Annotated in this window: 22 protein-coding genes; 10 read left to right on the top strand and 12 right to left on the bottom strand. The window is 71.4% G+C overall.

Translation table 11 applies throughout. The features are described from left to right. Positions 1 to 16: 16 nt before the first annotated feature. From ADL01_RS24800 to ADL01_RS24775, 6 genes are all read right to left on the bottom strand, one after another. Positions 17 to 310 carry a hypothetical protein gene (locus ADL01_RS24800; protein ID WP_053744229.1) on the bottom strand — a complete coding sequence of 98 codons (294 nt, stop codon included), beginning with the start codon at positions 308 to 310 and terminating at the stop codon, positions 17 to 19. Positions 311 to 383: 73 nt separating this feature from the next. Beyond that, positions 384 to 1,394 (bottom strand): LLM class F420-dependent oxidoreductase, encoded by a 1,011-nt coding sequence (locus ADL01_RS24795; RefSeq protein ID WP_053744228.1) that lies wholly within the window; start codon positions 1,392 to 1,394, stop codon positions 384 to 386. A 121-nt stretch (positions 1,395 to 1,515) separates the two neighbouring features. Next, a complete protein-coding gene (locus ADL01_RS24790; protein WP_053744227.1) occupies positions 1,516 to 2,361 on the bottom strand; it encodes a DUF5336 domain-containing protein in 846 nt (281 codons plus the stop codon). A gap of 104 nt (positions 2,362 to 2,465) precedes the next feature. After that, positions 2,466 to 3,389, bottom strand: a complete 924-nt coding sequence (locus tag ADL01_RS24785; RefSeq protein ID WP_053744226.1) for an N-acetylmuramoyl-L-alanine amidase — start codon at positions 3,387 to 3,389, stop codon at positions 2,466 to 2,468. Between the two features lie 22 nt (positions 3,390 to 3,411). Further along, the gene (locus ADL01_RS24780) at positions 3,412 to 4,065 is read right to left on the bottom strand and encodes a class I SAM-dependent methyltransferase (RefSeq protein ID WP_053744225.1); all 654 of its coding nucleotides are present in this window, start codon (positions 4,063 to 4,065) and stop codon (positions 3,412 to 3,414) included. Between the two features lie 537 nt (positions 4,066 to 4,602). Beyond that, the gene (locus ADL01_RS24775) at positions 4,603 to 6,345 is read right to left on the bottom strand and encodes an MFS transporter (RefSeq protein ID WP_053744224.1); all 1,743 of its coding nucleotides are present in this window, start codon (positions 6,343 to 6,345) and stop codon (positions 4,603 to 4,605) included. Positions 6,346 to 6,553: 208 nt separating this feature from the next. Between ADL01_RS24775 and ADL01_RS24770 the strand changes: the two genes are divergently transcribed. Both ADL01_RS24770 and ADL01_RS24765 read left to right on the top strand, forming a co-directional pair. Continuing rightward, on the top strand, positions 6,554 to 7,153 hold the full coding sequence (locus ADL01_RS24770) for a SigE family RNA polymerase sigma factor (RefSeq protein ID WP_078960737.1): 600 nt from the start codon (positions 6,554 to 6,556) through the stop codon (positions 7,151 to 7,153). After that, positions 7,153 to 7,989, top strand: coding sequence for a hypothetical protein (locus tag ADL01_RS24765; protein WP_053744223.1), 837 nt, complete (start codon positions 7,153 to 7,155; stop codon positions 7,987 to 7,989). The genes ADL01_RS24770 and ADL01_RS24765 overlap by 1 nt, the downstream gene beginning before the upstream one ends. A gap of 122 nt (positions 7,990 to 8,111) precedes the next feature. On the opposite strand, the gene ADL01_RS24760 is transcribed toward ADL01_RS24765, so the two are convergent. Further along, positions 8,112 to 8,744 carry a response regulator transcription factor gene (locus ADL01_RS24760; RefSeq protein WP_053744222.1) on the bottom strand — a complete coding sequence of 211 codons (633 nt, stop codon included), beginning with the start codon at positions 8,742 to 8,744 and terminating at the stop codon, positions 8,112 to 8,114. Between the two features lie 5 nt (positions 8,745 to 8,749). Then, positions 8,750 to 10,036 carry a sensor histidine kinase gene (locus ADL01_RS24755; RefSeq protein ID WP_053744248.1) on the bottom strand — a complete coding sequence of 429 codons (1,287 nt, stop codon included), beginning with the start codon at positions 10,034 to 10,036 and terminating at the stop codon, positions 8,750 to 8,752. Between the two features lie 373 nt (positions 10,037 to 10,409). Between ADL01_RS24755 and ADL01_RS24750 the strand changes: the two genes are divergently transcribed. Genes ADL01_RS24750 through ADL01_RS24740 form a run of 3 tightly spaced genes read left to right on the top strand, consistent with a single transcriptional unit; the run spans position 10,410 to position 13,369 of the window. Beyond that, positions 10,410 to 11,270, top strand: coding sequence for a MaoC/PaaZ C-terminal domain-containing protein (locus ADL01_RS24750; protein ID WP_053744221.1), 861 nt, complete (start codon positions 10,410 to 10,412; stop codon positions 11,268 to 11,270). Positions 11,271 to 11,320: 50 nt separating this feature from the next. Then, entirely contained in the window at positions 11,321 to 12,397 is a 1,077-nt protein-coding gene (locus tag ADL01_RS24745; RefSeq protein WP_053744220.1) for a Zn-dependent alcohol dehydrogenase, read from the top strand. A 9-nt stretch (positions 12,398 to 12,406) separates the two neighbouring features. Next, positions 12,407 to 13,369: a 3-oxoacyl-ACP reductase gene (locus tag ADL01_RS24740; RefSeq protein WP_053744219.1), complete on the top strand. Its 963-nt coding sequence runs from the start codon at positions 12,407 to 12,409 to the stop codon at positions 13,367 to 13,369. A gap of 77 nt (positions 13,370 to 13,446) precedes the next feature. Here the strand turns inward: ADL01_RS24740 and ADL01_RS24735 are convergent, their stop codons facing one another. Both ADL01_RS24735 and ADL01_RS24730 read right to left on the bottom strand, forming a co-directional pair. Next, entirely contained in the window at positions 13,447 to 13,632 is a 186-nt protein-coding gene (locus ADL01_RS24735; protein ID WP_053744218.1) for a hypothetical protein, read from the bottom strand. A gap of 97 nt (positions 13,633 to 13,729) precedes the next feature. Further along, positions 13,730 to 14,968: a hypothetical protein gene (locus tag ADL01_RS24730; RefSeq protein ID WP_053744217.1), complete on the bottom strand. Its 1,239-nt coding sequence runs from the start codon at positions 14,966 to 14,968 to the stop codon at positions 13,730 to 13,732. Positions 14,969 to 15,164: 196 nt separating this feature from the next. On the opposite strand from ADL01_RS24730, the gene ADL01_RS24725 reads away from it, so the two are divergent. The 3 genes from ADL01_RS24725 to ADL01_RS24715 are packed head-to-tail and all read left to right on the top strand — an operon-like array spanning position 15,165 to position 17,978. Beyond that, positions 15,165 to 16,022 carry a Nif3-like dinuclear metal center hexameric protein gene (locus ADL01_RS24725; protein WP_053744216.1) on the top strand — a complete coding sequence of 286 codons (858 nt, stop codon included), beginning with the start codon at positions 15,165 to 15,167 and terminating at the stop codon, positions 16,020 to 16,022. Next, the gene (locus ADL01_RS24720) at positions 16,019 to 16,762 is read left to right on the top strand and encodes a zinc ribbon domain-containing protein (RefSeq protein ID WP_078960736.1); all 744 of its coding nucleotides are present in this window, start codon (positions 16,019 to 16,021) and stop codon (positions 16,760 to 16,762) included. Before ADL01_RS24725 ends, ADL01_RS24720 begins: the two co-directional genes overlap by 4 nt. A 55-nt stretch (positions 16,763 to 16,817) precedes the next feature. After that, the gene (locus tag ADL01_RS24715) at positions 16,818 to 17,978 is read left to right on the top strand and encodes a bifunctional RNase H/acid phosphatase (protein WP_053744215.1); all 1,161 of its coding nucleotides are present in this window, start codon (positions 16,818 to 16,820) and stop codon (positions 17,976 to 17,978) included. A 10-nt stretch (positions 17,979 to 17,988) separates the two neighbouring features. Here ADL01_RS24715 and eda read toward each other — a convergent pair whose 3' ends face one another. Then, positions 17,989 to 18,639 (bottom strand): bifunctional 4-hydroxy-2-oxoglutarate aldolase/2-dehydro-3-deoxy-phosphogluconate aldolase, encoded by a 651-nt coding sequence (eda, locus tag ADL01_RS24710; RefSeq protein ID WP_053744214.1) that lies wholly within the window; start codon positions 18,637 to 18,639, stop codon positions 17,989 to 17,991. 160 nt (positions 18,640 to 18,799) lie between these two features. Further along, the gene (yaaA, locus tag ADL01_RS24705; RefSeq protein WP_053744213.1) at positions 18,800 to 19,582 is read right to left on the bottom strand and encodes a peroxide stress protein YaaA; all 783 of its coding nucleotides are present in this window, start codon (positions 19,580 to 19,582) and stop codon (positions 18,800 to 18,802) included. A 97-nt stretch (positions 19,583 to 19,679) separates the two neighbouring features. On the opposite strand from yaaA, the gene ADL01_RS24700 reads away from it, so the two are divergent. Further along, positions 19,680 to 21,122 carry an RNB domain-containing ribonuclease gene (locus ADL01_RS24700; protein ID WP_053744212.1) on the top strand — a complete coding sequence of 481 codons (1,443 nt, stop codon included), beginning with the start codon at positions 19,680 to 19,682 and terminating at the stop codon, positions 21,120 to 21,122. A gap of 97 nt (positions 21,123 to 21,219) precedes the next feature. Then, positions 21,220 to 21,804 carry a Uma2 family endonuclease gene (locus tag ADL01_RS24695; RefSeq protein ID WP_053744211.1) on the top strand — a complete coding sequence of 195 codons (585 nt, stop codon included), beginning with the start codon at positions 21,220 to 21,222 and terminating at the stop codon, positions 21,802 to 21,804. Positions 21,805 to 21,808: the final 4 nt, after the last annotated feature.

The raw sequence follows: 21,808 nt of genomic DNA, 5'->3' as shown, positions 1-21,808 counted from the left end.
CCGAGAAACCGGTCTGTCAGTGCCGGTTGATGCGGTTGGCGATCGCGTGGCCCACGAACAGGTAGACGACGGCGGCCAGTCCGTACCCGGCGACGACCCGCGCCCACTGCTCGTCGAACGTGAAGAGGTCGTGCGACCAGCCCGCCAGCCAGGCGGCCGCGTCATGGACGACCTGCACGAAGTCGTTCGCGCGGTTGGCGTCCAGCAGATACATCAGGATCCAGAGGCCGAGGATGACGGCCATGATGTCGGCGACGATCGCGATGATCGTCCCGGCCTGATTGGCACCACGGCGAGATACGGGGGACATGTCCTTCGGGTGCCCCGGAATCCGGGCTGCAACCAGCGCCGTCAGTCGCTCTGAGTCTGCCGTCGGTCTTCCGTCAGGAGTTGAGCTCGGCGAGCACCCGCAGAGTGTGCGGATCGGGGGAGAGGACGAGCAGGTCGGTCACCGGCCCCTTGCGCCACAACTCCAGCCGCTCCGCGATGCGTTCACGCGGCCCGACGAGGGAGATCTCGTCGGCGAAGGCGTCCGGTACGGCGAGCACGGCCTCCTCGCGCCGCCCGGCGAGGAACAGTTCCTGGATCCGCCGGGCCTCCTCCTCGTACCCCATGCGGGCCATCAGATCGGCGTGGAAGTTGCGTGCCGCGTGCCCCATCCCGCCGATGTAGAAGCCGAGCATCGTCTTGACGGGCAGCAGCCCCTCGGAGACGTCGGCGCAGACGCGGGCCTGCGCCATCGGCGCGACGACGAACCCCTCGGGGGCCCCGCTCAGCGGCTCCTCGTACGCCTCGGTCCGCAGCGGGGACCAGTACAGGGGCAGCCAGCCGTCGGCGATACGGGCCGTCTGGGCGATGTTCTTCGGCCCCTCCGCGCCGAGCAGCACGGGGAGTTGGGCACGCAGGGGGTGGGTGATCGACTTGAGCGGCTTGCCGATACCGGTGCCGCCCGGACCGTCGTACGGCAGGGGATGGAAGCGGCCCGCGAGCTGAACGGGGGCCTCGCGGCGCATGACTTGGCGTACGACGTCCACGTACTCCCGGGTCGCGGTGAGCGGCGACTTCGGGAACGGGCGCCCGTACCAGCCCTCGACGACCTGGGGGCCGGAGAGCCCGAGCCCGAGGAGGACGCGTCCGCCGGAGAGGTGGTCGAGGGTGAGGGCGTGCATCGCGGTGGCCGTCGGCGAGCGGGCCGCCATCTGGGCAACCGCCGTACCCAGCTTGATCCTTGACGTCTGCGCCGCGATCCACGTCAAGGGGGTGAACGCGTCCGAGCCCCAGGACTCGGCGGTCCACACGGAGTCGTAGCCGAGCCGTTCGGCCTCCTGGGCGAGCGGTACGTGGTCCGGGGAGGGGCCACGACCCCAGTAGCCGAGCGCGAGACCGAGCCGCATACCTGCCTCCTGACGGATCGTCAGATCTGTTGCCGCTGGCGGCGACTGTACGACAACGGCCCCTCGCCCGGAAGGGCAAGGGGCCGTGGCTCGCGCTGTACGCGCAGGGTGGCCGGTCGCGTCAGCCGCGCTGGATGCCGGAGGTGTCCTGGAGTACGCCCCGGCGGCCGTCCTGCGTCTGGGCGACGAAGCCCTGGCCGCGCTGCTCGACAGCCAAGTACCAGGTACCGGGGGCCAGTTCGGCGATCGGCGTCGGCGAGCCATCCTCCGCGAACAGCGGACGCGGCACCGGCACCGCGAACCAGAACGGGGAGAAGTCCGCGGCCGGCGGCTGCGCCTGCGGCGGCTGACCCGCGCCGGCCTCGGCGCCGAAGGGCTGACCGGCCTGCGCCTGGCCACCGTACGGCTGCTGCGGCGCGCCGGCGCCCGGGTAGCCGTAACCACCCTGGGGCTGCTGGCCACCGGGGTAGGGCTGGCCGCCGCCGTAGGGCTGCGGGGCGTGCGGCTTGGGGGCCGGGACCAGGGGGCCCTTGAGGGCCGGGACCAGCGGGGTGGCGACGGCGGCGGCCGCCATGACGACCGTGGCGACCAGGGAGAGGATCAGACCGGTACCGGCGTCCGGGCCGCCCCCGCTGTCCCTGACGTTGTCGAGACCGCCCGTCGGGTCGAAGACGTTGCCGAGCGCGCTCCAGGCGGCGAACACGGTGAAGGCGACGCCGAACTGGCCGAGGTCGATGCCCGCGACCTTGGGCAGCTGCGGCAGACCGTGCGACATCACGACGAGCGCGGCACCGATGATGCCGGCGAGGACGACGCCCATCAGGACCGGTCCACTGGCCCAGGCGCTCGGCAGGTCGAGGCCCGGGGCGCCGTCGACGGAGTAGATGTCGAGGAACGACGCGATGAACAGCAACACCGCTGCTCCGATCACCACGCCGTCGCCTCGAGTGAGGGAGCGGATATTCACTTCAGGTCCTCAGGTCCTTCGTAGGTCGTGTCGTCGTCATCGTGTGTAGAGGCACGACATTATCGTCCGTCTGTGTGGGCTGTCCGCCGGGATGCACGCGTTGATCACGACCCGCTCAGGAAACTCACGATTCCTTCAGAGATCCCCTGTGCGGCTTCCTGTCGCCATGCCCCGCTGGTCAGCAGGGCCGCGTCCTTGCTGTCGCGCATGTTGCCGCACTCGATGAACACCTTGGGAACCGTTGACAGATTGAGACCGCCGAGGTCCGTCCGGGTGTCCAGACCGGTGCCGTCACCGATGTAGTTGGAGGGCGCGGAACCGGTTCTGTCGGCGAACCCGGTCTTCACGCGCTCGCCGAGACGCCGGGAGGAGGCGACGATCGGCCGGGTGTCCGCGGCCCCTTGGTGCACCGTGCCCGGCAGGATCACATGGAAGCCGCGGTTGCCCTGCGCGCTCCCGTCGGCGTGGACGGAGACGACGGCGTCGGCATGCGCGGCGTTCCCCATCCGGGCGCGCTCGTCCACACAGGGCCCGAAGGCGTAGGCGGTCCGGTCGCCGTCCTGGGTGAACTTCACGGTGGCGCCCCGCTGTTCGAGGATCGTCCGCAGCCGCCGCGCGACGTCGAGGGTGAACTCGGCCTCCGTATAACCGCTGTTGGTGGAGGTACCAGTGGTGTCGCACTCCTTCAGCTTCGTTCCGATGTTCACTTTGCGGGCGATCTCGGCGGTGTGCTTGAAGTTGCCGGGGTTGTGCCCGGGGTCGATGACGACGACCTTGCCCGCCAGGGAAGACGCGGCTTCGCTGGGGGCGGAGAAGCCGGGCGGCTGGATCGGCGACAGGGGTGCGTACTCGCCGCTGGACAATGACTTGTCCCCGCCGCCGCCGTCGTCGGCGACGGCCCCCCAGACGAACCAGCCGCCCGCCCCGCCCAGCACCAGCACGGCGAGGGCGACGGTCAGCGGACGGCGCAGAAGGGCGCGGGAACGAGGGGGCTGGGGCGGCTCGAAGCCGGGGCCTGCGTAGGACACGTCAGCGACTCTAACCGGGGCCTCAGACCCCTGCCCCCGTTCGCCGCAGAACGCGCAGCGACTCCGTCGCGGAGATCTCCGTGAAGGCGCCGGAGGCGAGGGCGCGGAGGTAGACGCGGTAGGGGGCCTGGCCGGTGAACTCGTCCTCGGGGTCGGGGAAGACGTCGTGGATGAGGAGGAGGCCGCCCGGCGCGATGTGCGGGGCCCAGCCCTCGTAGTCGGCGGTAGCGTGCTCGTCGGTGTGCCCGCCGTCGATGAAGACGAGGCCGAGCGGCGAGTTCCAGATCCGCGCAACCTGAGGCGAACGCCCGACGACCGCGACGACGTGGTCCTCCAGGTTCGCCTTGTTCAGGGTGCGCCGGAACAGCGGAAGCGTGTCCATGACGCCGAGCTCCGGGTCGACGGTCTCCGGGTCGTGGTAGTCCCAGCCGGGCTGCTGCTCCTCGCTGCCCCGGTGATGATCGACGGTGACGGCGGTGACCCCGGCGGCCCGGGCCGCGTCGGCGAGCAGGATCGTGGACCGCCCGCAGTACGTACCGACCTCAAGCAACGGCAGCCCGAGCGCCCCCGCAACAACGGCGGCCTCGTACAGGGCGAGCCCCTCCCGGGCGGGCATGAACCCCTTGGCAGCCTCAAAAGCAGCCAGAGTCTCAGCCTTGGGCGCTGGCGCGATCATAGGGTTCCTCCCAGTCGTACGAGCGTGCGAACCCCCATGCTGCCGCACATCCGGTTGCCCAAAAGACAGGGGGCAGGCGCAGAGGGGCGCGAAGACCTGCACGACCGTGACAGGGGGCACGTGTACAGGGGCGCGGGGAACTGCGCGACAAGCCACAGCGACCCCGCACCCCAAAACGCACCCGTCCAGCGGTACGAGTGCGCGGGAAGCCCGATGCTGCCAGGGGGCACGTGTACAGGGGCGCGGGGAACTGCGCGACAAGCCACAGCGGCCCCGCACCCCAAAACGCACCCGTCCAGCGGTACGAGTGTGCGGGAAGCCCGATGCTGCCAGGGGGCACGTGTACAGGGGCGCGGGGAACTGCGCGACCAGCCACAGCGGCCCCGCACCCCAAAAGGCACCTGCCCAGCGGTACGAGTGTGCGGGAAGCCCGATGCTGACAGGGGGCACGTGTACAGGGGCGCGGGGAACTGCGCGACCAGCCACAGCGAACCGGCACCCCAAAACGCACCGCGCACCCCCCGGCAAGCGCAGCGCCTACGCGCTGACGCTCTCCCCCGGCAGGGACAGGTCCATATCAACCGCCCCACCCCCATGGGTCACCGACGAGGCAAGCGGCCCATGCCCGACGGCCCGCGCGGCAAGCACGTACGCCCCCTGTGCCGGAACGGCAACCGCATAGCTCCCGTCCTCCGCCGAAAGCGTCGCCCCCGCCTGCCGACCCCGCTGGTCGATCAACGTGACCTTGGCCCGGGCGACCGGACCACCGTCCGTGTCCAGCACCCGCCCACGGAACCCGGCACCGAGCACCTCGTTGGCCCGCGCCAGGTTCGCGTCCTCCTCGCTGCTCGCCCGCAACTGCGGCTGAGCAGGGCGCCGCCCCGGCAGGAACAGGGCCAGCAGCAGCCCGACCGCCACCGCGCCGGTCGCGATCAGGAACGAGATCCGGAACCCGTGCATCGTGGGGATGGCGACGCCACCCACATGGTTCGCGGTGTTGGCGAGCACCATCCCGATGACGGCGCTCGACACCGACGTACCGATGGAACGCATGAGGGTGTTGAGTCCGTTGGCCGCGCCGGTCTCGGAGGCCGGGACCGCGCCGACGATCAGGGCGGGGAGGGAGGAGTAGGCGAGGCCGATGCCGGCGCCCAGGACCACCGCGATGACCAGGGACTGCCACGCGGCGCTCATCAGGCCGAGGCCGGCGCCGTAGCCGATCGCGATGATCAGCAGGCCGAGGATCAGGGTGACCTTGGGCCCGTACTTGGCGGAGAGGCGGGCGTAGACGGGCGCCGTGAACATCATCGTCAGGCCGAGCGGCGCCACGATCAGGCCCGCCATGACCATCGACTGGCCGAGACCGTAGCCGGTGGAGGTGGGCAGCTGGAGGAGCTGGGGCAGGACGAGGGAGACGACGTAGAAGGAGACGCCGACCATGATCGAGGCGAGGTTGGTGAACAGGACGGCGGGCCGGGCGGTGGTTCGCAGGTCCACCAGCGGGGCCTTGATGCGCAGCTCCAGTACGCCCCACAGGAGCAGGACGACGGCGGACGCGGCGAACAGGCCGAGCGTGGTGCCGGAGGCCCAGCCCCAGTCGCTGCCCTTGGTGATCGGGAGGAGGAAGAGGACCAGGCCGACGGAGAGTCCGACCGCCCCGAGCACGTCGAAGGTGCCCTCGGCGCGCATCCGGGACTCGGGGACGACGAGCAGGGTGAGGGCGATGGCGAAGGCGCCGAGGCCGGCGGCGCCGTAGAAGAGGGAGTGCCAGTCGGAGTGCTGGGCGATCAGCGCGGCGAGGGGGAGGGCGAGGCCGCCGCCGACGCCGATGGAGGAGCTCATCAGGGCCATCGCGGAGGGAAGCTTCTCGCGGGGCAGCATGTCCCGCATCAGACCGATGCCGAGGGGGATGGCGCCCATGGCGAAGCCCTGGAGGGTACGTCCCGCGATCATGGTCAGCAGGTCGCTGGTGAGCGCGCTGATCAGGGCGCCGACCACCATCACGGAGAGGCTGGTGATCAGCAGGCGCCGCTTGCCGTACAGGTCACCGAGCCGGCCCATGATGGGCGTGGCCACGGCTCCGGAGAGGAGCGTCGAGGTCAGCACCCAGGTGGCGTTGCTGGGCGAGGTGCTCAGCAGCTGGGGGAGGTCCTTGATGACGGGGACGAGCAGGGTCTGCATGACCGCGACAACGATGCCCGCGAAGGCGAGCACCGGGACTATGGCCCCGCCCGTTCTGCCGGTGTCGCCGGCGGGCCGGTCGGTCGTCGTGTGTGTCATGGGGTGGAGCCTCCAGGCGGATCCGGGCAGGGGTACGTGGGCGATGAACCCGTGTGCCTGGGCAACTATTCCGATGTTTTGGCGTACTAACTAATCTTTGACCTGCTCATGGGTATCTGATCCGCCGTCACGTGCGAAGAAATTGTTCTGGGATCGGGGCAACGATTCGGGCGGCTCATGGACTCCTTTGAACATCTAGGAGGTGCTCATGGGGGAACAGGGACAGGACCGGGACCGGGACCGGGATCGGAATCGGGACCGGGGTCGGGACGGGGGTCGAGGGGCGACTCGGGACGAGGAGTTCCAGAGCTTCGTCATCGGCCGCTGGCCACGGCTGCTGCGGACGGCGTTTCTGCTCACGGGGGAGCAGCACGCGGCGGAGGATCTGGTCCAGTCGACGCTGGAACAGGTCTATGTGGCCTGGCGGAGAGTCGGCTCGGCCGACGACCCGGAGGCGTATGTGCGGCGCGTGATGATCAACGCGCACGCCCGTAAGCACCGCAGGCGCCTCAAGGAGTTCCTGGCGCCGAAGGACGACGAGGGACTGGGGCACGAGCTGCCCGACACCGGAGACCACATCGCCCGGGCCGACGACCGCGGGGCGCTGCTCAAGGCGCTGGCCCAGTTGCCGCCCCGGCAGCGGCAGGCGGTGGTGCTGCGGTACTGGGAGGACCTGACCGAAACACAGGCCGCGCAGGCGATGGGCTGCTCGGTGGGCGCGGTGAAGAGCAACGCGGCCAAGGGGATCGCGAAACTCCGCGCCATACCGGGCCTGGCCGAGACAGCGACACAGGGAGGGCGGAAGTGATGAGCGCGGACCGGGAGACGAACCAGAACATGGCACAGGGCGACACCGCACACTCGGACATCACCTTCCTGCTGGCCGACGCCGCGGACGGGGTCGAGATCGGCATAGCCCCCTACCAGGCGGTGGTCCGCGGCGGCCGACGCCGCAGGGCGCGCCGCTGGGCGGTGGCGTCGGCGGCGGCCCTGGCGATCGCCGTGTCGACCGGAACCCTGGCCCTGGCGGGCATCGACAACGGCCACGAGGTCAACCAGGTGGCGGTCCGGCCCCCTTCGGCGGAGGAACGGCATGTGTACGACCCCCAGCGGACCACTGTCGCGATGGGCAGGGACCGCGGGAGGGAGTGGCGGGTCACCATCGACATCTGGGGAGCGCCGCGGAACGAGGAGGAGGCGGTCCGGCAGTTCGGTGCCATTATCGACCACGGAGAGTTGCCGCCGCGCGCGCGTATCCCCAAGAGCCTGGTGGGCAGGGGCTTCTTCTCCGTCTCTCTGGCCGTCGACGACGTGTGGAGGCCGGTGATGCAGGGCGAAATCGACAAGGCCTACGGCATGTCCGGTACGGATCTGGAGTCGGCCGCGATCCCCCTGGAAGCGAAAACCTCCGACCAGGCCGGCGCCTTGAACCGCCTGGTCATCGGCAGGGTGGCCGCCAGGGCCCGAACGGTCACCTGCACCTGGGACGACGGCACGACATCGGTGGCCCACAAGGTCCCGGCGAACTACGCGGCGAACAACAAGGTCCCGGTGATCAGGCCGGTCGCGGGTTCAGAGGCGGCCTGGTTCGTCTGCCTCGGGGGGGAGGGGAAGGAGTTCAAGTCGGTGAGGGTCACGGGGTGAGGCGGCAGCACGACCGCGCGCCTTTTTCAGCCCGTCCGGCGTTTGAGGACGAGGCCCCTTCAGGGCCGACAGCGGGGTCTGGGGGCGCAGCCCCCAGCAGCGGGACCCACGACAGGCCCCCGCTAGAGCCACCCCTGCTGCCGAGCCTCCCGCACCGCCTCCGCCCGGTTGCGGGTCCCGGTCTTCCCGATCGCGGCCGAGAGATAGTTGCGGACCGTCGACTCGGAAAGATGGAGCCTGGCCGCGACGTCGGCGACCGTCGCGCCGTCCGCCGAGGCGTTCAGAACCTCGCACTCCCTCCCCGTGAGCGGATTGGGCCCGGCGCTGAGCGCGGCGGCGGCGAGGGCGGGGTCGATGACCGTCTCGCCGGTCAGTACGCGCCGGATCGCCGCCGCCAGCTCCTCCACGGGACCGTCCTTGACGAGGAACCCGGCGGCCCCCGCCTCCATGGCCCGGCGCAGATAGCCGGGGCGGCCGAAGGTGGTCAGGATCAGCACCCGGCAGTCCGGGGCCTCGTCGCGGAGGAGGGCGGCGGCGTCCAGGCCGCTGATGCCCGGCAGCTCGATGTCGAGGAGCGCCACGTCGGGGCGGTGCAGAAGAGCCGCGTCGACGATCGCGTCACCGGTCGCGACCTGGGCGACGACCGTGATGTCCGGCTCCATCCCGAGCAGCAGGGCCAGAGCGCCGCGCATCATTTGCTGGTCCTCGGCGAGGAGGACGCGGATGGACTTCGCGGGGCGATGGTCCCGGGGCATCTCGTTCACGGCGTAAGGGTAGGGCTGATGGCGGCGTTGAGCTGGGAAGAAGGCGACTCCTGCGAGCTCGGCGGCAGCTCGGCCACCAGCAGGAACCCGCCCCCGGGTGCCGGCCCCGCCTCCAGGGAGCCGTCCGCCGCCGCGAGGCGTTCCGTCAGGCCCTTGAGCCCGGTGCCCCCGACACCCGGCCGGGTGGGGACCGGGAGAGCCTTCACGCCCTTGCCGTTGTCCGCGACGCTCAGACGCACCCGTTCGCCCACGCTCGCCACCGTGATCTCGCAGCGTGTGGCGCCGCTGTGCCGTACGACGTTGGTGACCGCCTCCCGTACCACCCACCCCAGGAGCGCCTCCGCCGGCGACGACAGGGGCGGGCCGGAGCGGTGGATCACCGGGGTGATGTCCGCCGCCGTCAGGACGGAGTCCGCCCGGTCCAGTTCCGTGGCCAGGCCGCCCTGCCGGTAGCCCGTCACCGCCTCGCGGATCTCCGTCAGGGCCTGGCGGCCCACCGACTCGATGTCCGTGATCTGGTGCAGGGCCGCGTCCATGTCGCGGGGCGCCAGCCGACGGGCCGCCTCCGACTTCACCACGATCACCGACAGGGTGTGGCCCAGCAGATCGTGCAGGTCACGGGAGAAACGCAGCCGTTCCTCCTCGACCGCGCGATGCGCCAACGCCTCACGCGCCGCCCGCAGTTCGCGTACCGCCTCGGCCAGGGAAAGGATCGCCGCTGTCACCATCGTCGACAGGAACGTCCCGTACGCCACGTTCAGCGCGTCCCAGCCCTCCTGCACCGCGGAGACCGCCGCCGCGAGGGCGGTGAGCGAGAGTCCGGTGCGGCCCAGCCACGGGCCCCGCATCACCGCGCCCGTGGCCAGCCCGAGCAGCGGGAAGAAGTACAGCCAGCTGCCGCCGTACACGATCGCCAGCACGCAGGTCACCGCGCCCATGACGACGAGCGCCACCCGCGTCGACCTGGCGTCCCGTGCCTCCTTCACGAAGGCGCGGAACGTGACGTAGATGTAGAGGGAGTTGAAGGTGAGCAGGCCCAGCGCGCCGATCCAGGGCAGTGGGGTGCGGCCCTGGAGGAGGTTGGAGAAGGAGCCCATGCCCATCAGCAGCCAGGGCAGCAGGGCGAAACCGGTGGGCGGCGGGCCCGGGTCCGGCGGCGTCTGCTCGCCCGACTTCCGCGCGGCGCGCCGGGCGGCCTTGTACCGGTCCATGTCCGCCCGCCAGCGGGCCCGCTCCGCCCGCCACTCGCCCATCTGGCAGGCGGCCTTTCTCATCCACAGCATGGACGACAGCGTACGAAGCGAGCGCCGGGCCGGGCAGATGCCGATGTACCGACTCGGGCAGGACAAATGTCCTGGCGCGGAGTGGCATGCGGTCCGAGGCCTCATACCTGACGCATCGTCAGGAGTATTCACAACTCGGGACCGCTCGGCTATACAACAGGGGGCGCCGGACTGGAACGCGTTCTAGATCGGCCCGTATCGACCTCGGTGCGGCCGACGGTGCGGACGGTCGTACCGAGGTCTCGGTCCCGCGACTGCCCGCCCTGCGAGATGCCCGCCCTGCGTGATGTCTGCCCTGTGAGATGCCCGTTCTTGTGAGATGTCCGGCCCACGAGATGCCCGTCCCGCCAGTTGATCAGGAGTCGCGATCCTCATGCCCATTGACGCCGCCAAGGCCGTCGCCGCCGAACCCCGGGTCGCTGAGATCGCCTGGGGCCACAAGGACGTCCAGCTCTACCACCTCGGCATCGGCGCCGGCGTCCCCGCGACCGATCCCGGCGAGCTGCGCTACACCCTCGAATCCCGGCTGCACGTCCTGCCCAGCTTCGCCACCGTCGCCGGCAACGACTCCCCGGACGTGATCAGCGGGCTCTCCATGCCCGGCGTCGACGTCGACCTCGCCCATGTCCTGCACGGCGGCCAGAGTATCGAGGTGCACCGCCCGATCCCGGTCGAGGGCAGGGCGCGCGCCACCGGGAGCATCGCCGCCGTGTACGACAAGGGCAGCGCGGCGATCCTCGTCATGCGCACCGAAGTCGCCGACGCAGAGGGCCCGTTGTGGACGAGCGACGCGCAGATCTTCGTGCGGGGGGAAGGCGGCTGGGGCGGCGACCGGGGGCCCTCCGCCCGCCTCCCGGCGCCCGACGGTGAGCCCGTGAAGGTCGTCGAGCGGAGCGTCCGCGACGACCAGGCGCTGCTCTACCGGCTCTCCGGCGACTGGAACCCGCTGCACGCCGACCCCGAGTTCGCCGCCCGCGCCGGGTTCGAGCGGCCCATCCTGCACGGGCTGTGCACCTACGGCATGACGCTCAAGGCGGTCGTCGACACGGTGCTCGGCGGGGACGTCGGCCGGGTCCGCGCGTACCGCACGCGCTTCGCCGGGGTCGTGTTCCCGGGGGAGACCCTGCGCATCCGGATGTGGACGCCCGGTCCGGACCTCGTCCAGGTGTCGGTCACCGCCGTCGAGCGGGCGGACGCGACCGTACTGGCGGACACCGTCGTCGAACACTCATGAACCGCACACCCGTGGGTTGAGCCGAGCACGTTCCTGAGGGGAGCCGCACCATGCGCGCAGCCGTACTGCACGAGATCGGGCAGGACAAGCTCGACGTCCTGGACGACGTCGAGGCCGTGGGCTTCGGCCCCGGCAAGGTGAGGATCCGGGTACGGGCCACCGGGCTGTGCCACTCGGACCTCTCCGCGATGAACGGTGTCCTGCCGCAGCCCGCGCCCTTCGTGCCCGGCCACGAAGGCGCCGGCGAGATCCTCGAAGTCGGCGAGGGCGTAAGCCACGTGAAGCCCGGAGACCGGGTCGTCGTCTGCTGGCTGCCCGCCTGCGGCGCGTGTCCCGCGTGCGGGCGCGGCCAGACCGAGCTGTGCCTCGCCGGGTTCATGAACGCGGGCACCCCCAACTTCAGGCGCCCGGGCGGCGATGTCTTCGGCATGGCCGGCACCGGCACCTTCGCCGAGGAGGTCGTCCTCGACGCGGGCTGCGCCGTGCCCATCCCCGACGACGTGCCCTTCGACATCGCCGCCCTCATCGGCTGCGGGGTCACCACCGGACTCGGCGCCGCCCTCAACACCGCTGACGTACAGGCCGGTTCGTCGGTCGCCGTCATCGGCTGCGGAGGCGTCGGCATCTCCGCGATACAGGGCGCGCGGCTCCAGGGCGCCGCCGAGATCGTCGCCGTCGACCCGGTGCTCTCGCGCCGCGAGTCCGCGCTCAAGTTCGGTGCGACGAGGGCCGTTTCGCCGGACGAGCTGGCCGACGCCAAGCAACAGCTCACCGGCGGCGAGGGGTTCGACTACGTCTTCGAGGTCGTCGGCCGCTCCGCCACCGCCCGCACCGCCTACGACACCACCCGGCGCGGCGGCACCATGGTCGTCGTCGGCGCGGGCGCCATGGACGACAACCTCCAACTCAACATGTTCGAGCTGTTCTTCGACGAGAAGCGCATCCTGCCGTCCATGTACGGCGGCGGCGACGTCCTGCGGTCCTACGAGCGCACGATCGCCCTCTGGCGCGCCGGCCGCGTCGACCTCGCGGGCCTCATCACCCACCGCGTGCCGCTCGCCGGCATCAACGAGGCCCTCGACCAGATGCGCACCGGCACCGCACTGCGTACGTGCATCGAGATCTGAGGGGCGCCGATGTCACCACTGTCACCGCCACTTCCCCTTGAGGGACTCGCCGCGATCGTCACCGGCGCCGGACGCGGTCTGGGCCGGGCCGAGGCACTGGAACTGGCCCGGCTCGGCGCGGCCGTCGTCGTCAACGACTACGGGCAGAGCGGCCGGGACGGCTCCGGCGAGGCGTCCGCCACCCCCGCCGAGGAGGTCGCCGCCGAGATCCGCGCGGCGGGCGGTACGGCCCTCGCCCACACCGGAGACGTGGCGGATCACCAACAGGCTGGTCAGCTGGTGGAGTTGGCGATCTCCGAGTTCGGGAAGCTGGACGTCCTCGTCAACAACGCGGGCATCCTGCGCGACCGCATGGTCTTCTCCATGACGGAGGGGGAGTGGGACGCCGTCATACGGGTTCACCTCAAGGGACACTTCAACACGACCCACTTCGCCGCCTCGCACTGGCGGGGCCGCGCCAAGGCGACCGGCGAACCGGTGTACGGGCGGATCGTGAACACGTCCTCGGAGGCGTTTCTCGCCGGATCAGCGGGCCAGCCCAACTACGCCGCCGCGAAAGGCGGAATCGTCGGGCTGACCACCTCCACGGCCCTCGCCCTCGCCAAGTACGGCGTGACGGCGAACGCGATCTGCCCGCGCGCCCGGACCCGGATGACCGAGGACGTCTTCGGGGACTTCGAGCAGCCGGAGAACGGCCTGGGCGGCCTCGACCCCCTCGCCCCCGAGCATGTCGCCCCGCTCGTCGGCTACTTGGCCTCACCGGCCGCCGAACACGTCAACGGACAGCTGCTCGTCGTCCACGGCGGGATGGTCGCCGTCGTCGAACGCCCACGGGTGGCCGCCAAGTTCGACAGCAAGCAGGACACCTTCACCTACGACGAACTGGACGCGCTGCTCACCCCGCACTACGCGGAGCGGCCCGCCGGGGAGACCTTCGCGGCGGCGGAGGTGCTCGGTCTCAGGCGCGGCTGACAGGAGGCTGACAGGAGACGGAAAAGCGGCCCCGCCCGTAACCGACCGGGCGGGGCCGCACGTCACGTGACGTACCGTCAGACCCTGTTCTCGGCCTGCTCGGACGGCTTGCGGTGACGGCCGTGCGGGGTGGTCTCGTCGTTGTGGATCGCGATCTGACCCCGGTGTCTGCCACGGCCGCTGCCGTAGCCCTCGCTGTGGCCCTTCGCCTCGTGGGCGTCGGCGGACAGCGGCTGCATGGTGCTGGTGCTGGTGTCGTTCATCAGAAAGTGTTCACCCCGTCAACATGATCCTTCTAACAGCCGGGTGATCTTAACCGGCGCACCTCGGGGTGACACGAGTCCCACACGCCGACCGGGATTAGTTCGTTACAAGCTTCGCCAGTTCGTTACCGGGCTTCCCGGTCTTCGTCACGACCCGCCCCAGCGGAGCCTGCTGCAGGGGCACGGGCCGGGCCGCGGCGACAGGCGCCGCGGGACCCACCACCGGACCGGTCTCGATCCGAGTCCCGGCCCCCGCCCCTGTCACCGCTCCCGCTCCCGCCCCCGTCAATGCTCCCGAAGCCGCGTCCTCCGCCCTCACCTCGACCTCCGCTGCCCGCACCCGAACCACCCCGCACGGCACCTCGCCCGTCGCGTAGGGCAGTTGAAGCTCCCCGTCCCTGCTCCACAGCCCGACCCCCGGCAGCCACCCCTGCGGCGCCGGGAAGTGCCGCAGCTGTCGCGCGGAGGGCCGCCACACCCCCACCCAGCTCCCCGCCGGACCCTGGACCCGCAGGGCCACCCCGCAGCTCTCCGGCGTCAGCACCTGACCGGGCTGGATCGCGAACGGCGTGAGCGCGCACCCGTCGATCCGCAGGGACTCCGGGAAACGCACCGGCAGCGTGCTGCCCAGCACCCCCCAGCCCAACCGTTCCTGCCCCCCGGCCGAGGGCGCGTCCGAGCCGATCAGCAGCAGCCCGCTGTCCGCGTCCGCGAGCAGCAGCCGGTCGTTGCTGTCCGCCGAGATCTGGAGCAGCGGCGACACCTCGCCGTCGCGCTCCAGGTCGACCACGACCGCCTTCGTGCGCCCCCCGACCTCCCGGTCCAGGGCGAGCAGTCGGCCCGTGCGGTCCAGCCAGACCCCGCCCGAACAGCGACCGGGGACCTCCGCGACGTACTCGGGCCCGAAGGCGCCGCCCGCCACTAGCCACACCGTCGTCGAACGCCGGCCCAGGGTGAGGGCGTACGCGCGGTCGCCGCCCGGAGCCGGGGGCAGCAGCCGCAGCGGGGTGCCGGGGTCGGCGCACTCGACGGCGCCGAGGGGGAGTTCGCCGGTGCCGGGGCCGGTCGGGTAGAGCAGCGCGAAGGTGTGCCGGCCGTCGATCGGGCGGTGGATGAGGACGCGCCCGTCGCCCATCGGCAGCACCTGTGTACCGGGCTCCTCCGGCTGGTTGCCGGGCAGCGGCACGGCGTACGGCTCGGGCCCGTCGAGCGTCCAGCGCTCCGGGAACCAGGAGTCGCCGATGCGTGCGAGCCGGGCCGCGTAGGCCCCGTCCGCCGTGATCGCGCACTCAGTCCGCGGGGACCCCACCGCGGGTTCGATCGCACAGGCCGTCATCGATCGGTCACCTCCGGCGACGAAAGTAGTTTTCGCCCGCGCAGACGGGGGGTCGGCAACAGGCATTTCACACATAAGGATGGCCAAGTAACGATTCGCCTGAGGAAAAGGTGGCGTGTGTGCTGGCCGGGGTGTGAAGGGGCGGCCGAGAGCGGCGCCGGTTCAGGCGCACAGGGCAGCCAGGTAGCCTGGCGTTGTGCCTCGTCTGTCTGAAGTCATCGCCGCGCTGGACGCCCTGTGGCCCCCCGAGCGGGCCGAGTCCTGGGACGCGGTCGGCACGGTCGTGGGCGACCCCGACCAGGAGGTCTCCCGGGTCCTGTTCGCCGTGGACCCCGTCCAGGACATCGTCGACGAAGCCGTGAAGCTGGGCGCCGACCTGCTGGTCACCCACCACCCGCTCTATCTGCGCGGGACGACCACGGTCGCGGCGGACACCTTCAAGGGCCGGGTCGTGCACACCCTCATCAAGCACGACGTCGCCCTCCACGTCGCCCACACCAACGCCGACCGCGCCGATCCCGGAGTCAGCGACGCCCTCGCGGGCGCCCTCGACCTGCGCGTCGTACGACCGCTCGTACCGGACCCCTCCGACCCCGCCGGCCGGCGTGGCCTCGGCCGGGTCTGCGAGCTGGACCATCCGCTGACCGTCCGCGAGTTCGCGGCCCGCGCCGCCGAACGGCTGCCCGCGACCGCGCAGGGCATCCGGGTCGCCGGCGACCCCGAGGCCCTCGTCCGGACGGTCGCCGTCAGCGGCGGCTCGGGCGACAGTCTCTTCGACGACGTACGCGCGGCCGGTGTCGACGCCTTCCTCACCGCGGACCTGCGCCACCACCCGGTGTCCGAAGCGCGTGCGCACAGCCCCCTCGCGCTGCTCGACGCGGCGCACTGGGCCACCGAGTGGCCCTGGTGCGAGCTGGCCGCCGCCGAGCTCGACCAGATCTCCGACCGGAACGGATGGGGCCTTCGGGTCCATGTCTCCGCCACGGTCACCGACCCCTGGACCGCCCACGCGGCGTCCACCACCACCTCTGAAGCACTGGGAGCCCCCAACTGAACGCCGAGCCCGCCGACCAGATCCGACTTCTCGACGTCCAGGCTCTCGACGTACGCCTCCAGCAGCTCGCGCACAAGCGCAAGTCGCTGCCCGAGCACGCCGAGATCGAGTCGCTGACCAAGGACCTCACGCAGTTGCGCGACCTGCTGGTGGCCGCCACGACCGAGGAGAGCGACTGCGGCCGCGAGCAGACCAAGGCCGAGCAGGACGTGGACCAGGTGCGCCAGCGCGCCACCCGCGACCAGCAGCGCCTGGACTCCGGTGCCGTCAGCTCGCCCAGGGACCTGGAGAACCTCCAGCGCGAGATCGTCTCCCTCGCCAAGCGGCAGGGCGACCTCGAGGACATCGTCCTGGAGGTCATGGAGCGCCGGGAGTCCGCGCAGGAGCGGGTCGCCGAGCTGACCGAGCGGGTCGGCGCCGTCCAGGGCAAGATCGACGACGCGACCGCGCGGCGCGAGGCGGCGTACGAATCCCTCGCCGGTGAGGTGGCCACGGCGACCAAGGAGCGCGAGGTCATCGCGGGTTCGGTGCCCGACGACCTCCTCAAGCTGTACGACAAGCTGCGCCTTCAGCAGGGCGGAGTCGGCGCCGCCCGCCTCTACCAGCGCCGTTGCGAGGGCTGCCGCCTGGAGCTGAACATCACCGAGGTCAACGAGGTGAAGGCCGCTCCCCGCGACGCTGTACTGCGCTGCGAGAACTGCCGCCGCATCCTGGTGCGCACGTCGGAGTCGGGTCTGTAGGCCGGCGGTCTTTCCGGTCTGCCAGTTCAGCGCGGTTCAGCAAGGAGCAAGTGGCGTGCGGGAGTTCATCGTCGAGGCCGACGGCGGTTCCCGGGGCAACCCGGGTCCCGCGGGCTACGGCTCGGTCGTCATCGACGCGGCCACGGGCGAGACGCTGGTGGAGGCGGCCGAGTACATCGGCATCGCCACGAACAACGTCGCCGAGTACCGGGGCCTGGTCGCCGGCCTGCGCGCCGCCCACCAGCTGGACCCGAACGCCACCGTCCACGTCCGGATGGACTCCAAGCTGGTCGTCGAGCAGATGTCCGGCCGCTGGAAGATCAAGCACCCGGACATGAAGCCCCTGGCGGCGGAGGCGGCACGGGTGTTCTCGGTCGTCGGACAGGTGACGTACGAGTGGATCCCGCGCGGGGAGAACAAGCACGCGGACCGCTTGGCGAACGAGGCGATGGACGCGGGCAAGCGCGGCGAACAGTGGTCGGCGTCGACGTCGACGGCGGAGCTGGACGCGGGCCCCACCTCCACTGCCGCCGACGCGGACACCGGCGCCGCCACGAAGGTGGCCACCGGCTGGTCGGCGCCCGCCGACCTCGGCCCGCCCGCGACGTTCGTCCTCCTGCGCCACGGTGAGACCCCCCTGACCCCCCAGAAGCGCTTCTCGGGCAGCGGCGGCACCGACCCGTCCCTCTCCGACGTGGGCCGGGACCAGGCCGAACGCGTGGCGGAGTCCCTGGCCCGGCGCGGCACGATCGAGGCGATCATCGCCTCCCCGCTGGCCCGCACCCGCCAGACCGCCGAGGCCGTGGCGACCCGCCTCGGCCTCGACGTGACCGTCGACGACGGCCTGCGCGAGACGGACTTCGGCGCGTGGGAGGGCCTGACCTTCGGCGAGGTGCGCGAGCGCTACCCGGACGACATGAACGCCTGGCTGACCTCCCCGAAGGCCGAACCGACGGGCGGCGGCGAGAGCTTCGCGGCGACCGCACGCCGGATGGCCGTCACCCGCGACAAGCTGATCGCGGCCCACGCGGGCCGTACGGTCCTGCTGGTCACCCACGTGACCCCGATCAAGACCCTCATCCGCCTGGCCCTGGGCGCCCCGCCCGAGTCCCTGTTCCGTATGGAACTCTCGGCGGCCTCACTGTCGGCGGTGGCGTACTACCGGGACGGCAACGCGAGCGTGCGGCTCTTCAACGACACGTCCCACCTGCGCTGAGCGCTGTTGATCATTTGAGAGTGGACGCCTGACGGGCCAGCGCCTCGACCCGGTCCCAGTCGCGCGCGGCGATCGCATCCGCCGGAAGCATCCAACTCCCGCCCACACAGCCGACGTTGGGCAGCGCGAGATACTCGGGCGCGTTCGCGGGGCCGATCCCCCCGGTCGGGCAGAACCGGGCCTGGGGAAGCGGCCCGGACAGGGCCTTCAGATACGCGGTGCCGCCCGCCGCCTCGGCCGGGAAGAACTTCATCTCCCGCACCCCACGCTCCAACAGCGCGACGACCTCCGACGCGGTCGACACCCCGGGCAGAAACGGCACACCGGACGCCCGCATGGACTCCAGCAGTACGTCGGTCCACCCCGGGCTGACGAGAAAACGGGCCCCGGCGGCGACGACGTCGGACACCTGCGCCGGCGAAATGAGGGTGCCCGCGCCGACCACCGCGTCCGGAACGGCATCGGCGACAGCCCGGATGGCGTCGAGCGCGACGGGCGTACGCAGGGTGACCTCGATGGCGGGCAGCCCCCCGGCGACGAGCGCACGAGCGAGCGGCACGGCGTCGGCCAGCTCCTCGACGACGACCACGGGGACGACGGGCGCGAGATCGAGAACGGAGGGGAAGTGCACGGAGGGGAAGGGCACGGAGGGGCTCGGCATGAGCCTCATCCTGCCCGGCGTTTGCAGGCTGCGCAAAGGGCGTTGCATATGCTGCAATAGGGCGCCCTGTCAGGGGGGCGGTGAACCGCGCGACAAGCCACAGCGGCGCAGCAGACGCCGAACAACGAACAACACAGCGCCCCCCCTCGCGGAGCGCCTTTCAGTGAATCTCGTCCACCAGCACATCAAGCTCCCACGCCGCCCCCGACCTCCTCGGTGCCTCGAACTCCACCACATACCCGAGATCCCGCAACGCCTCCACCAGCTCCCCCGGCCCGGAGGGCACCGCACCCGCGCTCACCAGACTCCGCACGATCCGCCCCTTGGTCGCCTTGTTGAAGTGGCTGACGACTTTCCGGGTCGGCGCGTGCAGCACCCGCACGGTCGCCGTCCGCCCGGCAACCTCCCCCTTCGGCTTCCAGGCCCCCGTATAGGCGGAGGACCGCAGATCGAGAACCAGCCCGTCACCGGCCGCCTCGGGCAGGACGGCGGCCATCGGATCCCGCCAGTGCGCGGCCAGCGCGCCGATCCCGGGCAGCCGCACACCCATCGAGCAGCGGTACGAGGGGATACGGTCCGTGACCCGGACGGCGCCCCACAGCCCCGAGAAGACGAGCAACGACCGCGCGGCCCGCCTCTTCGCGGCGGCGTCGAGAGACGCGAGGTCGAGGGCGTCGTACAGCACCCCCGTGTAGACCTGCCCGGCGGGCCGCGCGCCGGCCGTGAGCAGGCCGACGTTCTTGGCGACCTCACCCCGCAGCCCCTCACTGAGCCCCAGCACCTCGCGCGCCTTGTCCTCGTCCCCGACGCACAGCTCGACAAGCTCCCCGAGCACCGCCTCACGGGCAGCGGTCAGCCCCGGCAAGGACAGCGACTCCAGCTTCAGCGGGGCGCCGCGCCCCGAAGCGGCCTTGCCTTCGGAGGGGGGCAGCAGGACGAGCACGGTGATTTCTCCCAACGGGTACGCGGCGCGGACTCGCGTCAGATTACGTGGTGAGCGTGGTGAGGCGGGCCCGCCGGATTGTGCCTACGCTCGTTCCATGCCCCGCCGCCACATCCGCGTGACCGGCGCCCCCGAAGCCCCCCTCCGGGCCGCCCTCACCGCGCTGCGCACCGAACTGGGTGTCCCCGACAGCTTCCCGCCGGCCGTACTGGCCGAGGCGGAGCGGGCGGCCAGGCTCCCCGCCCTCCCGGCGAGGGACGCCACGGACATCCCGTTCCTCACGATCGACCCGCCCACCTCCACGGACCTCGACCAGGCGATGCACCTGTCCCGCCGCCCGGGCGGCGGCTTCCGCGTCCGGTACGCCATCGCGGACGTCGCCGCCTTCGTCGTACCCGGCGGACCGCTGGACAAGGAGACGCATCGCCGGGTCACCACCCTGTACTTCCCGGACGGGAAGACCCCACTGCACCCACCGGTACTGGGCGAGGACGCGGCGAGCCTCCTCCCCGGCCGAACCCGCCCGGCCGCCCTCTGGACGATCGACCTGGACGCGGACGGCCGCACCGTCACCGCCGACGTCCACCGGGCCCTCGTACGCAGCCGCGCCAAACTCGACTACGAGGACGTACAGCGCAGGCTCGACGCCGGCACCGCGGAGGAGCCGCTGGCCCTCCTCAAGGACATCGGCGAGGCCCGGGAACGCCTCGAAATCGAACGCGGCGGAATCTCCCTGAACGTTCCCGAACAGGAGATCGTCGAGAACGCGCACACCTACACCCTCACGTACCGCGCCCCGCTCCCCGCCGAGGGCTGGAACGCGCAACTCTCCCTCCTCACCGGCATGGCGGCGGCCGACCTGATGCTGACGCACGGCACGGGAGTGCTCCGCACGCTCCCCGCCGCCCCGGACGGCGCCGTCGGCCGCCTGCGCCGCACCGCCCAGGCCCTGCACATCGACTGGCCGCACCACGTGTCGTACGCGGCCCTGATCCGCTCCCTGGACCCCCACCGCCCCCACCACGCGGCCTTCCTCCAGGAGTGCACGACGCTGCTGAGAGGCGCGGGCTACACGGTGTTCCATGACGGCGCCCTGCCGGACATCACGACCCACTCGGCCGTAGCGGCCCCCTACGCCCACTGCACGGCCCCACTACGCCGCCTCGCCGACCGGTACGCCTCGGAGATCTGCCTGGCCGCCGTAGCCGAACAGCCCCTGCCCGACTGGGTGTCGGCGGCCCTGGACGCACTCCCCAAGGAGATGGCGGCCGGCGGCCAACGGGCGGGCGCGGCGGAACGCGGCAGCGTGGACATCGTCGAGGCGGCGCTGCTCAAGGACAGGGTGGGCGAGGTCTTCGAGGGCTGCGTGGTGGACGTGGAGGAACACAGACCCACGATCGGGACGGTGCAGTTGGACACTCCGGCGGTGGTGGCAAGGATCGAGGGCAACGGGGTTCCGCTGCCCCTGGGCGAGCGGCTACGGGTACGGCTGACACGGGCCGAGCTGGGGGTGGCGGGGGTGCGGTTCGCTCCGGCGTGACGACGGGGACGTACCGCGAACGAGGGAACACGCCTCGACTCCGGGGCAGTGCGTCCGTGCGTGCCGCACGCTGGTCTCCTTCCGACAAGGAGGCGGTATGCCGGGATCGACAGACGACCAGCTGCGGCGGGCGGCAGAGGAAGTGCTGGCTGGGTTCCTGGAGCTGGAGCTCCCCCTGGGCTTTCGGGCGCAACTGGTCGAGGGCCAGATCCACCTGGCATCTGTGCCCGACGGCCGGCACGAGCACTGTCTCAGCGAGATCGGCCGCCAGATCCACCTGAGGTCCCGGACAGGCATGCAGTTCTCCGGGCACAAGGGGCTGAAGCTGCCCAGCTTCAGCCCCTTGTGCCCGGACGATCACGTGATCCCGGACAGCACGGTGGCACCCGCTGAGCCACGGCTCTTCCGCGGAGCTCCGCCCTGGATGCCATGCGCCGGAGTGGCCATGGTCGTCGAGGTCACCTACCTCCACCCGTGGATCGACCTCGAGACCAAGCCCCGCTGCTACGCTCGGGCCAAGATCCCCCTCTACCTGCTCGTCGACCGAGACGCGGCCTCGGTCACGCTGTTCAGCGACCCGGGAAAGGACGGCTACGGCCGGTCCCGCACCGCCCCCTTCGGTAAGCCGCTGGCCCTCCCGGCTCCCTTCGCCTTCGACCTGGACACGGCAGAGTTTCTCTGACGCC

Source organism: Streptomyces sp. NRRL WC-3618 (assembly GCF_001280005.1).
In the GTDB taxonomy this organism is placed as follows: Bacteria; Actinomycetota; Actinomycetes; order Streptomycetales; family Streptomycetaceae; genus Streptomyces.
This window is presented reverse-complemented; position numbering and strand designations above follow the sequence as displayed.